Annotated in this window: 19 protein-coding genes and 1 other RNA gene; 3 read left to right on the top strand and 17 right to left on the bottom strand. The window is 65.8% G+C overall.

Annotation, left to right across the window (positions count from 1 at the left end):
• Position 1: 1 nt before the first annotated feature.
• On the top strand, positions 2–622 hold the full coding sequence (locus WDM91_13025) for a putative 2OG-Fe(II) oxygenase (GenBank protein ID MEI9995512.1): 621 nt from the start codon (positions 2–4) through the stop codon (positions 620–622).
• Positions 623–781: 159 nt separating this feature from the next.
• On the opposite strand, the gene WDM91_13030 is transcribed toward WDM91_13025, so the two are convergent.
• Genes WDM91_13030 through WDM91_13050 form a run of 5 tightly spaced genes read right to left on the bottom strand, consistent with a single transcriptional unit; the run spans position 782 to position 3,548 of the window.
• Complete coding sequence (locus tag WDM91_13030) at positions 782–1,156, bottom strand: hypothetical protein (protein MEI9995513.1); 375 nt, start codon at positions 1,154–1,156, stop codon at positions 782–784.
• Positions 1,157–1,182: 26 nt separating this feature from the next.
• Positions 1,183–1,548 (bottom strand): hypothetical protein, encoded by a 366-nt coding sequence (locus tag WDM91_13035; GenBank protein ID MEI9995514.1) that lies wholly within the window; start codon positions 1,546–1,548, stop codon positions 1,183–1,185.
• A 40-nt stretch (positions 1,549–1,588) separates the two neighbouring features.
• Positions 1,589–2,509: an SMP-30/gluconolactonase/LRE family protein gene (locus WDM91_13040; GenBank protein ID MEI9995515.1), complete on the bottom strand. Its 921-nt coding sequence runs from the start codon at positions 2,507–2,509 to the stop codon at positions 1,589–1,591.
• Between the two features lie 59 nt (positions 2,510–2,568).
• Positions 2,569–3,069 (bottom strand): dihydrofolate reductase, encoded by a 501-nt coding sequence (locus tag WDM91_13045; protein ID MEI9995516.1) that lies wholly within the window; start codon positions 3,067–3,069, stop codon positions 2,569–2,571.
• Positions 3,066–3,548 carry a GNAT family N-acetyltransferase gene (locus WDM91_13050; protein ID MEI9995517.1) on the bottom strand — a complete coding sequence of 161 codons (483 nt, stop codon included), beginning with the start codon at positions 3,546–3,548 and terminating at the stop codon, positions 3,066–3,068. The genes WDM91_13045 and WDM91_13050 overlap by 4 nt, the downstream gene beginning before the upstream one ends.
• Before the next feature lie 108 nt (positions 3,549–3,656).
• Between WDM91_13050 and WDM91_13055 the strand changes: the two genes are divergently transcribed.
• Entirely contained in the window at positions 3,657–4,343 is a 687-nt protein-coding gene (locus WDM91_13055) for an RcnB family protein (protein MEI9995518.1), read from the top strand.
• 40 nt (positions 4,344–4,383) lie between these two features.
• Here WDM91_13055 and WDM91_13060 read toward each other — a convergent pair whose 3' ends face one another.
• Together WDM91_13060 and WDM91_13065 are read right to left on the bottom strand one after the other, a co-directional pair.
• Positions 4,384–5,175 (bottom strand): thymidylate synthase, encoded by a 792-nt coding sequence (locus WDM91_13060; GenBank protein ID MEI9995519.1) that lies wholly within the window; start codon positions 5,173–5,175, stop codon positions 4,384–4,386.
• Positions 5,176–5,233: 58 nt separating this feature from the next.
• A complete protein-coding gene (locus tag WDM91_13065; protein MEI9995520.1) occupies positions 5,234–5,716 on the bottom strand; it encodes a lysozyme in 483 nt (160 codons plus the stop codon).
• Positions 5,717–5,814: 98 nt separating this feature from the next.
• On the opposite strand from WDM91_13065, the gene ssrA reads away from it, so the two are divergent.
• Positions 5,815–6,135: a transfer-messenger RNA gene (gene ssrA, locus WDM91_13070) on the top strand.
• Positions 6,136–6,166: 31 nt separating this feature from the next.
• Here the strand turns inward: ssrA and WDM91_13075 are convergent.
• The 10 genes from WDM91_13075 to WDM91_13120 form a co-directional block, all read right to left on the bottom strand.
• Positions 6,167–7,342, bottom strand: a complete 1,176-nt coding sequence (locus WDM91_13075; protein ID MEI9995521.1) for a CoA transferase — start codon at positions 7,340–7,342, stop codon at positions 6,167–6,169.
• A gap of 146 nt (positions 7,343–7,488) precedes the next feature.
• On the bottom strand, positions 7,489–7,677 hold the full coding sequence (locus tag WDM91_13080) for a DUF4169 family protein (GenBank protein MEI9995522.1): 189 nt from the start codon (positions 7,675–7,677) through the stop codon (positions 7,489–7,491).
• Position 7,678: 1 nt separating this feature from the next.
• On the bottom strand, positions 7,679–8,278 hold the full coding sequence (locus tag WDM91_13085; GenBank protein MEI9995523.1) for a glutathione S-transferase family protein: 600 nt from the start codon (positions 8,276–8,278) through the stop codon (positions 7,679–7,681).
• A 66-nt stretch (positions 8,279–8,344) separates the two neighbouring features.
• On the bottom strand, positions 8,345–8,905 hold the full coding sequence (locus tag WDM91_13090) for a glutathione S-transferase family protein (protein ID MEI9995524.1): 561 nt from the start codon (positions 8,903–8,905) through the stop codon (positions 8,345–8,347).
• Positions 8,906–8,975: 70 nt separating this feature from the next.
• Positions 8,976–9,182 (bottom strand): ribbon-helix-helix domain-containing protein, encoded by a 207-nt coding sequence (locus tag WDM91_13095; GenBank protein ID MEI9995525.1) that lies wholly within the window; start codon positions 9,180–9,182, stop codon positions 8,976–8,978.
• The gene (locus WDM91_13100) at positions 9,179–9,886 is read right to left on the bottom strand and encodes a fused MFS/spermidine synthase (GenBank protein ID MEI9995526.1); all 708 of its coding nucleotides are present in this window, start codon (positions 9,884–9,886) and stop codon (positions 9,179–9,181) included. The genes WDM91_13095 and WDM91_13100 overlap by 4 nt, the downstream gene beginning before the upstream one ends.
• Before the next feature lie 155 nt (positions 9,887–10,041).
• Positions 10,042–11,436: a class II fumarate hydratase gene (gene fumC, locus WDM91_13105; GenBank protein ID MEI9995527.1), complete on the bottom strand. Its 1,395-nt coding sequence runs from the start codon at positions 11,434–11,436 to the stop codon at positions 10,042–10,044.
• A gap of 19 nt (positions 11,437–11,455) precedes the next feature.
• Positions 11,456–11,872 (bottom strand): type II toxin-antitoxin system VapC family toxin, encoded by a 417-nt coding sequence (locus WDM91_13110; GenBank protein ID MEI9995528.1) that lies wholly within the window; start codon positions 11,870–11,872, stop codon positions 11,456–11,458.
• A complete protein-coding gene (locus WDM91_13115) occupies positions 11,869–12,081 on the bottom strand; it encodes a hypothetical protein (GenBank protein MEI9995529.1) in 213 nt (70 codons plus the stop codon). Before WDM91_13115 ends, WDM91_13110 begins: the two co-directional genes overlap by 4 nt.
• Before the next feature lie 134 nt (positions 12,082–12,215).
• Complete coding sequence (locus WDM91_13120) at positions 12,216–12,743, bottom strand: ClpXP protease specificity-enhancing factor SspB (protein ID MEI9995530.1); 528 nt, start codon at positions 12,741–12,743, stop codon at positions 12,216–12,218.
• Positions 12,744–12,747: the final 4 nt, after the last annotated feature.

Genomic DNA, 12,747 nt, shown 5'->3' on the forward strand with positions numbered 1-12,747 from the left:
TATGGCCGCAAGCAAGCCCCAGATTCGCAGTCTCTTCGCGACGCCGGTCGCCATCCATTTCCTGCCGGTGGCGCAGGACGTGAACGCGACGCTGCGTCCTGTGATCGTCGAGCGCGCCGGCACCGGCACGCGCGGCCAGGGCTGGCGCTCCGAAGGCGATTGCGCGGCCTGGACGGGCGAATCGCTGCAGACCCTGTTCCGCGTCGCGCGCGATCTCGCCGACAGCCTGACCTCGACGCGCACCGGCGGGCGCGTGACCCTGCCCTGGAAGATCGAAGCCATCGCCTGCCTGCGGCAGAAGGGCGAGTACCGCGAATCCATCGCGCGGCCCGGCGCCTACTGGTCCGGCGTCTATTACGTCGACGACGGCTATGCCAAATCGGACGACGAGGCGTTGGGTGGCGAGTGCGAACTCGCCGATCCGCGCGGCCCGCTGCCCGCGATGGTGGCGCCGGGCCTCGCCTTCCGCGTGCCGGGCGGCCTCACGGCCGGTCAGATCGAGATCATCCGGCCGCAGAGCGGCATGATCGTGCTGCATCCGTCCTGGCTCGCGCGCGGCGAACGCCGCTATGACGGCGAGCACCAGCGCGTCGCGATCGAATTCGACATGAGCGTGCCCTAGAGCAATTCCAGGAAAAGTGCGAAGCGGTTTTCCACCGGGAATTGCGCCCAACCAATACCTTGGAGCGGATCACCGATTCCGTGAAACGGTGAGCCGCGCTAGAGTCGGTCGTTTCAAGTTGATGCGTATTGCGCCCGTGCCGGCAGGCGCGACGTCTCTCTACTCCACACCGGCCTTCATCACGAGATTTCGCGTCGCGCCGTTGGCGGTGGTCGTCCAGCTGTCGCCGACCTTGTGCGCCGTCACCGGCGTGCACAGCGGATTGGGCGTTCCGCTGGGCACGTCGCCGACGAAGGTCCGGCAGATATCGCCCTTGCCGTCCAGCGCCCACGTCCCCTTGTAGCTGCGGCTCATGCCCATCATCGAGCCGACGAGGTCGAAGCTGTGATCGGCGCGATAATGCGTATGCACCTCCGCCATTCCACCGGTCGAGATCACCGTGTTGCCGTAGTAACCCGCCATGATGTCGTCGGCGGCGAGCGCCGGCGCGGCGCACAGCGCGATGAGGGAAGCCGCCATCAAGGTCTTGCGCATATCTCTTGCCCTTCGATCGGTTCGATTCAGTTCACGCCCTGCACGATCTGGCCCTTGGCGCCGTCCGGCGCGGTCCAGCTGTCGCCGACCGCACGCGGCGTGAAGGTGTCGCAATCGGGATTGGTCACGCCGGGCGGCACCGGATCGAAGGTGCGGCAGAGCTTGCCGTCCGCCGTGATCTCCCACGTACCCTTGTAGTGATAGGAGTATGCCGGCGCGACGCCGCTGAAGGTGTGATCGGCACTGTAATAGGTGTGCGACTCGAGCCCTTTCGCGTCCACCACCAGGACGGTGTTGCCATAGAGCGTCGCCATCGGATCGGTCGCATCGTCGGCCAGCGACGGCGCCGCCGCCGCGATCGCGAAAACGGCACCCAGAAGAATCGCACGCATGATCTGTCTCCTCGATTTGCGAAAACCCTAGCCGAAATCCTCAGGCGTTATAAGCCAGCCCGAGGCCTGGTGAGCGCCACTCACATGCGGCGAGTTTTCCGGTCGACGACATCGTGATGTACGCCGTTCTCATATCCGCCCCGCCCCAGCAGATATTGGTGCAGATGAGGTCGGGGAACGCGGTGTGCTCGAACCTTGCCGGCGCTGTGCCCGGCCAGAAGGTCGAGATGCCGCCCGCCAGGATGGTCGCGACGCAGACCCCGCCATCGGCCTGCACGCCCAGCGAATCGAAATAGGCGAGCCCCGGATAGGCGCCGACGAAATTGGCCGGCGTGAACCCGGCAGGGATCGCCGCGACGCCCGGCGCCGTCAGAGGCAATTCCCATAAGCGGCCCGGCATGGTCTCGGCATAGTAGACGTGCATCCCGTCCGGCGAGAGCCCGACGCCGTTGGGCGAGGTCAATTCGCGCAGCACGCGCGTGATCTTCGAGCCGTCGGCTTTCGCATAATAGAGCGCGCCATGCAGCCGGCGCTCGGCATTGTTGCTCGCATGGTCGGTGAACCAGAAGCCACCCGCCGTGTCGAAGACGAGATCGTTCGGCGCCAACAGCTTTTGCCCGTCGCATGCGCTGTACAGCACCTCCACCTTGCCGGTGGATATGTCGATGCGCTCGATGCGGCCGCCCGTGTGGCCGGCCGGCGTGTGGCCCGGGATCATCAGGCCGTTGACGTCGTTCATCTCGAAATTGCCGCCATTGTTGCAGCAATACAGATGCCCGTCCGGCCCGATCGCGAGGCCGTTCGGGCCGCCGCCCGGGGTCGCGATGATCTGGGTCGTGCCGTCCGGTTTCACCCGCGTGATGCGGCCGGCGGGGATCTCGACCAGGACGACCGAGCCGTCCGCCATCGCGACCGGCCCTTCGGGGAATTTGAGCCCCGACGCGATTTCCCTGAATTCCATGTCCAGCTCCCCGGGATGTTTTTCTATGGCGCGAAGCTAGCGTGACCTCGCACCGTCCCTCAAGGCGAGCGCCGAACCAGCGCCACGTAAGAATAGCGCAGACCATCCGCCGTGGTGTGCGCCTCGCGCGCGGTTTCCCGCCAGATGCTCGCGTCGAAGGGCGGCAGCCGCGTTTCGCCTTCCGCAGCGACATGCACTTCGGTGAGCTCGATCCGGTCCGCATAGGGCAGCGCCGCGCGATAGATCTCGGCCCCGCCCACGACGGCGATCTCCGCCGGTGCCTCGGCACGCGCGCGCACCAGCGCGTCGTCCAGCGAATGCACGACGACCGCGCCTCCGGCCGCATAGGCCGTGTCGCGCGTGATCACGATGTTGGTGCGTCCCGGCAGCGGCCGCTTCGGGAAGCTCTCCCAGGTCTTGCGGCCCATCACGATCGGCTTGCCCATGGTGAGCGCCTTGAAGCGCTTCAGATCTTCCGGAATGCGCCAGGGGATGCCGCCATCCGCGCCGATCACGCCATTGTCGGCCATCGCGAGCACGAGAACGATCGGGGCCGTCATCCGCCGCCCAGCCGTTTCAGCGCGTCGCCTTCCAGCCGATAGCCCAGCCAGCCGGCATGCGGCCGCGCCCCGAGGCTGTCATAGAATTCGATCGACGGCCGGTTCCAGTCCAGCACCGCCCAGTCGATCCGCGCCGCATCCGCCGCCGCCGCCGTTTTCGCCAGATGCGCGAGCAGCGCCTTGCCGTGGCCGCGGCCGCGAAAGGCCGGCCGCACGAACAAATCCTCGAGATAGATCGCCCGCTTCGCCGCGAAGCTCGTATAGGTCCAGTACCAGGTCATCCCGCCCACGGCCGCGCCGTCTTCGAAGGCGAGATCGCATTGGCAGAGCGGCTGCGCACCAAGAAAATCGCGACGGACGGCTTCCGCCGTGATATGAAAGAGGGGTAGCAGCGTCTCGTATTCCGCCAGCTCCCGCAGCAGCGCGACAACCAATTCCGCATCGCCGTCCTGCGCCCGCCTGATCGAAAGCTCCGTCATGGCCCCTCCTTTCGCGCCGCAGCATAAGAGTGACCGGCGCCACGGTAAACGCGCCGGGAACCCGAAGACGCGGCGCGGGTTAACATGTTCGAAGAAGGAACCCTCTCCATGAAATCTACCTTGTTTGGCGCCACGGCGCTTGTCCTGCTGATGTCGGGTCCGGCGTTGGCCGCCGATCACGATCACGACCGCGGCGACCGCCATGGCGGCGGCGCGGCCCCCGCCGCGGCTCAACCGCATGGCGGCGCGGCGGGCGGCCATCACGGCGGCGGCGCCCCAGGGGGCGGCGGCGCGCCGGGCGGCGCTCACCACGGCGGAGCGCCGGCAGCCCGCACCAACGCCTCGCCGTTGACCGGGGGCGCGATGATGGGGGCACCCCATCGCGGGCGCGGCGACAACAATGCCGGGCGCGGTGACGACAAAGGGCGTGGCGACAACAATGCCGGCGGTCTCTTCGATCGCCGCGGCAATAAAGGGCATGGGGGTGCGGCGCATAACGGCGCGCACAACCGCAATCCGGCTTTCAACGCACTGCGCCGCGTGCTCAACGCGCCGCAGCATTACCATCACGGCAGCTACCGTCGCCCGAGCGGCTGGTATGCGCATCGCTGGACCTATGGCGAGGTCCTGCCGGCCCTGTTCTTCGCGCAGAATTACTGGATCGACGACTATGAGGATTTCGACCTTCCCGATCCGCCGCCGGGCACGACCTGGGTGCGTTACGGCAACGACGCCTTGCTGATAGATGAAGACAGCGGCGAGGTGATCCAGGTCCAATACGGATTGTTCTACTGATCCGACATTCCGGGTCCTCCCCCGCGGCGCGGGGGAGGATTCACACCGCGATCTCGGCCTTGATGGTCGGATGCGCGCGATAGTTCTCCAGCGTGAAATCCTCATACTTGAAGCCGAAGATGTCCGTCACGTCCGGGTTGAGCCGCATCGTGGGCAACGGATAGGGCTTGCGCGTGAGCTGCTCGCGCGCCTGGTCGAGATGGTTGAGATAGAGATGCGCGTCGCCCAGCGTGTGGATGAGCTCGCCGGGCTCGAGCCCCGCCACCTGCGCCAGCATCAGCGTCAGCAGCGCATAGCTCGCGATGTTGAACGGCACACCCAGGAAGATGTCCGCCGAGCGCTGATAAAGCTGACAAGACAACCGTCCGTTCGCGACATAGAACTGGAACAGGCAGTGGCAGGGCGGCAGCGCCATCTTCGGCACGTCGGCCGGATTCCACGCCGTCACGATCAGCCGCCGCGACTCGGGATTGGCCTTCAAGTCGCGCACGAGGTTTGCGATCTGGTCGATGGTCCCGTCCGGCGACGGCCAGGAGCGCCATTGATGCCCATAGACCGGCCCCAGCTCGCCCTGCGCGTCGGCCCATTCGTCCCAGATCGTCACGCCGCGCTCCTGCAGCCAGCGCACATTGGTGTCGCCGCGCAGGAACCAGAGCAGCTCCAGAACGATCGCCTTGGTGAAGAGCTTCTTGGTCGTCATCAGCGGGAAGCCGTCGGCAAGATCGTAGCGCGCCTGATGCCCGAACACCGACAGCGTGCCGGTCCCGGTGCGGTCGCGCCGCTCCACGCCGGTCTTGAGGACCAATTCCATCAGATCGTGGTACTGCCGCATGCCGTGCAACTCTCGACTCGGCGCCCATTCTAGCGCGGGCGCCGCACGGCATGCATCCTCAATCCGCCGTCAGGAAGATCGTCCGCTCCGCGACCCGGCGCTTGTGCAGGCCGTCGATGACCACTTTCTTGCCGTTCACCGTTCCCTTGTCCCACATCAGGAAGGCGTCGGCGGCGCCCGCGGGATCGCCGGCGTTGAACTTGCGCAGCACCGTCGAACTCTGAAACGCGCCGGTTCCGATATTGTAGGCCAGCGAGAGCATCGCCGCCGCCTGGTGCAGCGTCGCCGGCTTTTGCAGCAGCGGCCCCAGAGCCGCGGCTTTCAGCTGCATCTGATAGGACAGATATTCGCCGGCCTGCGCCTGCGTGACGGCGGGATCGCTCATCGTCACCGCCTTGCCGTCGGGATACTGGATCGTGCCGTAACCGATGGTCGCCACGCCGACCGAGTCGCGGTAGGGCGCGGCGCGAAAGCCCTCGAATTGCTCGATCAGGGGCGCGGCCAGCGCGAAGACGGATGCCTCATCGGGCCAATTGGACATGCGGTCGCCTTTCACCGGGACATTCGACGAAAACGCGACGCGTCGAGGAATCATAGGTTAGCGGATCGTGCGGAACCCGCCAACGCCGCCCTTTCTCGGCCCTTCAATTCTTAACCCGCAGGGCCTATATTGGATGTGCCGGCTTGTCCGGCTATGGCGATAAACGGCTTCGTAATAAGCGGCCCGGACCCGGGGGCGGTACCCGGCGCCTCCACCACAAGCCCACTTTTCACAGTGGTCTTCTGCTGGGGGCGAAACAGGATCGACGGACGTGTAAAGGCTGTCCTTTTGCTCGGTATTGTATCCGCCGTTATCGGGCTATTCGTACAGGTGCCAACGATAATGAAATGGCCCTCGCTGCCTAACTTCGGTTAGCCAAGCGCGGTTGGGGACGCACCGGGCAACAGAAGCGTCCCACTTCTTCCCTGAACCGTCGGGGCATGCGCCGGCCTAAGAGAGGCCCAATTCCTTCAAGATCGCCGCGCGATGTTCGTCCAGCTCCGGCGCGTGCGCGCGCGTCTTCGGATCGGGATGCGCGCTCAGCTTCACCGGATTGCCCTGCATGCGGATGGGGCCGAGGTCCGGATCCAAGGTTTCGATGATCATGTTGCGATGGCGGACCTGCGGATCGTCCATCACCTGCGCGACATTGTTGAGCGGGCCGCAAGGCACGGCGGCTTCGTCCAGCGCCTCCAGCCAGTCCTGGCTGCTGCGCGCCGACAGCGCGGTCTCGATCTCGGCGGCGAGCGCGTCCACATGGACCACGCGTGTCGGATTGCTGGTGAAGCGCGCGTCGGCGATCAGGTCCTCGCGTCCGATCACGCGCGCGACCCGGGCGAAGAGATCGTCGTTGCCCGCCGCGATGGCGATATGGCCGTCCTTCGTGGCGAAGGCGGCGAAGGGCGCGATGGAGGGATGCCGGCTGCCCAGCCGGCCGGGCACGTCGCCGGTCGCGACATAGCGAGAGATCGCGTTCTCCAGCAGCGCGACCTGGCTGTCGAGCATCGAGATGTCGACCTTCTGGCCCCTGCCGGTGTTCTGGCGGTCGTAGAGCGCGGTGATCATGCCGATGACCGCGAAGAGGCCCGCCGAGAGGTCGCCCGTGGAGGTGCCGACACGGGTCGGCGGCGAGTCGGGATGACCGGTCAGGCTCATCACGCCGCCCATCGCCTGCACCACCATGTCGTAGGCGGGGCGCTTGGCGTAAGGCCCGGTATGGCCGAAACCGGAGACGCCGCAATAGATCAGGCGCGGGTACTTGTCCTTGATCTGCTCGTAGCCATAGCCGAGCTTCTCCATCGTCCCGCCGCGATAGTTCTCGATCAGCACATCGGCGCGGGCGAGCAGGGCTTCGAATATCTTGCGGTCGCCGTCGGCTTTCAGGTCGAGGGCGATGGATTCCTTGGCGCGGTTGACGCTCATGAAATAGCCCGACTTCACCGTGCCGGATGGCGTCTTCACAAAGGGCCCGATATGGCGGCTGTCGTCGCCGGTGCGCGGCGGCTCGACCTTGATCACGCGGGCACCGAGCTCGTTGAGCATCAGCGCGGCATAGGGCCCGGCCAGCACGCGGGTGAGATCGATGACGAGGAGGCCGGAGAGGGGGCCGGGTGCTGCAGTATTCAACGCAAAACTCCGCTGTCATCCCCGGCCGAACACCGCGAAGCGGTGTGAGGGGAAGGGGACCCAGGTCGGAAACACCTTCACGGTGGCGCTACCTGGGTCCCCTTCCCCTCGCGATGCTATCGCATCGCTCGGCCGGGGATGACAACTTAGTTTTGATCGTCCCCGTCCAGCTTGTGCGCATCCACGGTGCGCGCGTCCTTTTCCGTCCGCGCCTTGGCCAGCGCCCGCACCGGCTTAGCGATCCCGTGCTTGGCGCGGTTGGCGTCGGCCTCCGCCGCCCGGGCGTCGCGCCCCTTGGCCTTGCGGGCGCGGCGGAGGTTGACGATCTGCGCCATCCTAGCCGTTGTCCTTGGCCTGGGCGCGCGCATAGGCCGGACGGGCCGTGATCCGCGCGACATAGTCGTCATAGTGCTTGCGAGCCGGGAACAACGTTCCCTTGAAGAACGCGATGGTCGAGCCGTAGAGGACGTCGACGGCGGAGAACTCGTCGCCCAGCAGATAGGGCGTGCTCTCGAGCTGCCGGGAGATTACGGCCTCGATATCCTCGAGCTTGCCGAAGCTGGTCGGCTTTTCCTTGTCCCAGCCGGAGAAGCGCGCGGTCGCCGCGGGCTCGAGCGCACCGGTGTAGAAGAACAGCCAGCGGACATATTCGGCACGGTTGTTCGAACCGGGGAGTGGGCCGAGCGCACGCTTCTGGTGGCTGTCGGTCAGATAAAGGCAGATGCCGGCGGATTCGGTGACGATCTCGTCGAACACCTTGATCGCCGGGACCTTCTTGAGCGGATTGATCGCGGCATAGGAATCCGGCGCGGGCTCGCCCGTGCCGTCGCCGCGCAAGATCGGGACGAGCTCGATCCTGTAATCGCAGCCCAGCTCCTCCAGCAGCCAGATGATGCGCGAGGAGCGCGAGCGCGGCGCGTGATACAGCGTGATCATGTCGACAAACCCTTCCGGTGGCCCGGATTTGCGTATTGCGCTTTTACGACATGGGCGTGACAGCCGCTAGGCCGACTTCGCCGCGGCCCGGGCGTAGGCCGGCCGGCCGACCACCCGCTGGACATAGGCCTCCAGCAGCGGGGTTTTCGGCAGCAGCGGTCCGCCCAGGAACATCTGGAAGGTCGTGCCGATCAGCACGTCGGCGGCCGAGAATTTTTCGCCCAGGATGTAGGGGCCCTGCTCCAGCGTCCGCGTCGCGAAGGCCATGACCTCCTCGACCGGCGCCCAGCCGGCCGAGACCCGGGGCGCCTCGGCCTTCATGAACGCCATCATCCAGGACGGCTCCATGACGCCGCAATAATAGGCGAGCCAGGTGAGATAGGCCCCCCGCTTGGCGTCGCCGACCAGCGGGCCGATGCCGTTTTTCGGAAATTTGTCAGTCAGGTAAAGCGCGATGGCCGAGGACTCGAACACGACGGTCTCGCCGTCGCGGATCGCCGGGACCTTGCCGTGCGGGTGCGGGTTTCCAGCGCCGTTCGGCTTGAGCTCATAGGGTGCCTCCAACTCCTCAAGCAGGAAGATGAAGCGTTCCGAGCGGGTCTTGGGCTGATGGTAAAGCGTGATCACGGGATGCGTCCTTGCCGGGTCCGGAAAGACCCTACTGCCAGCCTGTTGCCAGCATCGTGTCAGCAGGACTCTAGTCGCCGGCCTTGGCCGCCGCCAGCGCGTGCAGGCGCAACGCGCTCGCCAGCGGCCGTTCGCCGCGCGCCGCATCGATGCGGGCGACCAGGGCGGCGAGGCTCGTGCCGGCAGCCTCGCGCTCCAGCACGGCCCAGAACTCCGGCTCCAGCGCGACCGAGGTGCGGTGGCCGGAGAGCGAGAAGGAGCGCTTGCGCAGGCTCATCGCGGCAGCCGGAAGGTCAGCTCGGCGAGGCTGCGGGCGATGCTCCGCGCCTGGCGCTGCGGCCGCATGGTCAGGCGCGGCGGCTTCAGGTCTCGTACCGCGCCGGCGACCGCGACGACGTTGCGGTTCACATAGCCGTCGGCGTCGTGGAGGCGGACGTCGCGCCATGCCGCCTGCATCAGCCGTGCGATGCGATCGGGCGCACGGTCATGGTCGTCTGCCGCCATCAGATTGGCGAGGAAGATCGCGCCGCGCGGGCGCATCCGCGACTTGGCGAGCCTGAAGAACGAGGCTCGGCGGAATTGCGCCGGGATCGTTCCGGCGGAATAGGCGTCGAGCACGATGGCGTCGTAGCGCGCAGGCGTATCGCGCAGGAAGGCGGCGCCGTCGCCGACATGGCATTCGATCGCGGCGGGCAGGTGGAAATAGGTGCGGGCGATCTCAAACGACGCCGCATCGATGTCGACCATGGTCACCCGGACGCGGGCGCGGTGCAGCATGGTGGCGAGCGTGCCCCCGCCGCAGCCGATCAGCAACACGCGCCGCGCCCCGGCCTGACGGATCATCCCGTACATGGCATGGATGTAGTCGGCGAGGCTGACGCCGCGGCCGTCGGCGACGGAATGGTTGTCGCCCGCCTGCCAGAACGAGACGCCGCCGCTGGCATTGTCCTGCTCGATGACGGTGAGATGCCTGGCGGACAATGGGAAGACTCTCTTTCACCTCCCCCAATGGGGGAGGTCGAAAATCGCGAAGCGATTTTCGGGTGGGGGCGCTCCATCCGGATAGAATCCCCCCACCCGAAAGTCACCTCGCTTCGCTTGTGACTTTCGACCTCCCCTCCGGGGAGGTGGATTCGTCACTTCGGCCCGATCATGTCTTCCGGCCGTACGATCGCGTCGAACTCCTCCGCCGTGACGAGACCGGTCTTCAGGGCCTCTTCCTTCAGCGTGGTGCCGTTCTTGTGCGCGGTCTTGGCGATCTTCGCCGCCGCGTCATAACCGATCTTGGGCGCCAGCGCCGTCACCAGCATCAGCGAGCGCTCGAGCCCGGCCTTGATGTTGTCGCGGCGCGGCTCGATGCCGACGATGCAATGCTCCGTGAAGCTCACCGCCGCGTCGGCCATCAGCCGCACGCTCTGCAGGAAGCTGTAGGCCATCACCGGGTTGTAGACGTTGAGCTCGAAATGGCCCTGGCTGCCCGCGACGGTGATGGTCGCGTTGTTGCCGAAGATGCGGGTGCAGACCTGGGTGACCGCCTCGCACTGCGTCGGGTTCACCTTGCCGGGCATGATGGAGGAGCCGGGCTCGTTCTCCGGCAGCGACAGTTCTCCCAGGCCCGAGCGCGGACCGCTGCCCAGCAGGCGGATGTCGTTGGCGATCTTGAACAGCGAGGCCGCGACGGTGTTGATCGCGCCATGGGCGAAGACCATCGCGTCATGCGCCGCCAGCGCCTCGAACTTGTTGGGCGCGGTGGTGAAGGCCATGCCGGTGATGTGCGCGATCCGTTCGGCGACCAGCCTGTCGAATCCGATGGGCGCATTGAGGCCGGTGCCCACCGCCGTGCCGCCCTGGGCGAGCTGCATCAGGGCCGGCATCGTCTGCTCGATGCGGCCGATGCCGCTCTGGATCTGCTGGGTGTAGCCGGAGAATTCCTGGCCGAGGGTGAGCGGCGTCGCATCCTGGGTGTGGGTGCGGCCGATCTTGATGATGTCCTTCCAGGCTTCCGCCTTGGCGTGCAGCGCATCGCGCAGGGTGCGCAGCGCGGGGATCAGATGGTGGTGGATCTCCTCCGCGCAGGCGATATGCATGGCCGTCGGATAGGTGTCGTTCGACGACTGGCTCATGTTCACATGGTCGTTGGGATGGACCGGCTTCTTGGAGCCCAGCACCCCGCCCAGCATCTCGATGGCGCGGTTCGAGATCACCTCATTGGCGTTCATGTTCGACTGCGTACCCGAGCCGGTCTGCCAGACCGAGAGCGGGAAATGCGCGTCGAGCTGGCCGTCGATCACCTCCTGCGCCGCCTTGACGATGGTCTCGCCGACCGTCTTGTCCAGATGGCCCAGCGCCATGTTGGTCTCGGCCGCGGCGCGCTTGACGATACCGAGGGCGCGCACGATCGACGCCGGCTGTTTCTCCCAGCCGATCTTGAAATTGTGCAGCGAGCGCTCGGCCTGGGCGCCCCAGTATTTCGTGGCATCGACCTCGATGGGGCCGAAGGTGTCGGTTTCGGTGCGGGTGGTCTTGGTCATGGCGGCAATCCGGTATCGATCAGCTGTTCCAGGGATCGATAAGTGGCACGCCGGAATGAGCGAATCCAGCGTCGCGGGTGGCGATGGCGGCGTTGTGCGCCTTGGCGACGGCGATGATCTGAGCATCCAAGCGGGAATAGCTAAGGCCCTCGCGCCGCATGGCAATCGCGAAGGGGGTAAAGGCTTTGGCGGCATCGCTATCGAACGGAAGAATTCGGCCCGCAAAGCGAACGGCAAAAATGCGCTCGACCGCACTTTCAAGTGCCAGCCTCCGGCGACCAACTCCGAATTTTTCCACGCCGAAGCGCATTTCGGCTTCGCTTATCGCAGTGGTGTAGAGATGATTGGCAGGCGTGAACCGAAGCCAGCGCACGACGGGCATCGCGGGTTCCGGCCTGATCATTTCAGAGAGAACATTGGTGTCGACGATGATCATTCGTCGCCGTCAGCCATATCCCAGTCGCGGAAATCGGGTAATGGGCGATAATGGTCCCTCTCGAGAGGCTCGAAGTCGTCAAATCCTCCACCGAATTCGGCAATGTCAGCGAGGATCGCGTCCGCGAGATTTCCATACGGCGCCACATGCGCCAGCGTGTCGTCGCGATAAGGGCGGGCTTCGTCGGCGGCGCCGGGGCGCGACGGCATAGTGGGCTGCCTGGTCGGAGGAATTGTCCTTTTTGCCATGGTGCATTTTATGCGGCGCACGAGCGGGAGGCCATAGTGTGATCAACTTATAGTTGAATCTCTATTCAAGCGAATCTGGGACGTTACGCGAACCCTCACTTCTTCCGGAAGGAATCGAGGCTCACCACTTCGCCGGGCGCGGGGGCGGGCTTTTCCGACGTTTCGGCCTCGGCCGGCAGCCTGGGCGTGAGCTCCGTCGTCTTCTCGCGGTTCTGCTCCGCCGCCGGCTGCGGCAGGGGCGTGGGACCGCTCGCCTTGGCATCGCCCTCCGAGCCGCGGAACTGCAGACCGAACTGAACCCCGGGATCGAAGAAGGCGGTGAGCGCCGGAAACGGGATGACCAGCGTCGCCGGCAGCTTCTTGAAGGTCAGCGTGACCTCGAACAACTCCTCGGTGATCTTCAGGCCCCAGAACTGATGCTGGAGGATGATGGTCATCTCGTCGGGATATTGCTCGCGCAGGAAATCGGGAATGTCGACGCCGGGGAATTTCGTCTTGAAGGTCAGGTAGAAATGGTGCGAGCCGATCAATCCCTGCTTCTCGATCCGGCGCAACGCGTCGCGCACGACGCCGCGCAACGCCGCGTCCGTCAATGCCTGATAGCCGATGAAGTCCTTTGCCATGCAC

This window comes from Rhizomicrobium sp., assembly GCA_037200385.1.
GTDB lineage: Bacteria > Pseudomonadota > Alphaproteobacteria > Micropepsales > Micropepsaceae > Rhizomicrobium.

Excerpts from the sequence above, each read along its gene's own strand:
- fumC (MEI9995527.1), bottom strand. The coding sequence starts at position 11,436 with ATGACCAAGACCACCCGCACCGAAACCGACACCTTCGGCCCCATCGAG.
- WDM91_13085 (MEI9995523.1), bottom strand. The coding sequence starts at position 8,278 with ATGATCACGCTGTATCACGCGCCGCGCTCGCGCTCCTCGCGCATCATC.
- WDM91_13110 (MEI9995528.1), bottom strand. The coding sequence starts at position 11,872 with ATGATCATCGTCGACACCAATGTTCTCTCTGAAATGATCAGGCCGGAA.
- WDM91_13055 (MEI9995518.1), top strand. The coding sequence starts at position 3,657 with ATGAAATCTACCTTGTTTGGCGCCACGGCGCTTGTCCTGCTGATGTCG.
- WDM91_13025 (MEI9995512.1), top strand. The coding sequence starts at position 2 with ATGGCCGCAAGCAAGCCCCAGATTCGCAGTCTCTTCGCGACGCCGGTC.
- WDM91_13065 (MEI9995520.1), bottom strand. The coding sequence starts at position 5,716 with ATGTCCAATTGGCCCGATGAGGCATCCGTCTTCGCGCTGGCCGCGCCC.
- WDM91_13120 (MEI9995530.1), bottom strand. The coding sequence starts at position 12,743 with ATGGCAAAGGACTTCATCGGCTATCAGGCATTGACGGACGCGGCGTTG.
- WDM91_13115 (MEI9995529.1), bottom strand. The coding sequence starts at position 12,081 with ATGCCGTCGCGCCCCGGCGCCGCCGACGAAGCCCGCCCTTATCGCGAC.
- WDM91_13050 (MEI9995517.1), bottom strand. The coding sequence starts at position 3,548 with ATGACGGAGCTTTCGATCAGGCGGGCGCAGGACGGCGATGCGGAATTG.
- WDM91_13045 (MEI9995516.1), bottom strand. The coding sequence starts at position 3,069 with ATGACGGCCCCGATCGTTCTCGTGCTCGCGATGGCCGACAATGGCGTG.
- WDM91_13040 (MEI9995515.1), bottom strand. The coding sequence starts at position 2,509 with ATGGAATTCAGGGAAATCGCGTCGGGGCTCAAATTCCCCGAAGGGCCG.
- WDM91_13080 (MEI9995522.1), bottom strand. The coding sequence starts at position 7,677 with ATGGCGCAGATCGTCAACCTCCGCCGCGCCCGCAAGGCCAAGGGGCGC.
- WDM91_13095 (MEI9995525.1), bottom strand. The coding sequence starts at position 9,182 with ATGAGCCTGCGCAAGCGCTCCTTCTCGCTCTCCGGCCACCGCACCTCG.
- WDM91_13030 (MEI9995513.1), bottom strand. The coding sequence starts at position 1,156 with ATGCGCAAGACCTTGATGGCGGCTTCCCTCATCGCGCTGTGCGCCGCG.
- WDM91_13035 (MEI9995514.1), bottom strand. The coding sequence starts at position 1,548 with ATGCGTGCGATTCTTCTGGGTGCCGTTTTCGCGATCGCGGCGGCGGCG.
- WDM91_13060 (MEI9995519.1), bottom strand. The coding sequence starts at position 5,175 with ATGCGGCAGTACCACGATCTGATGGAATTGGTCCTCAAGACCGGCGTG.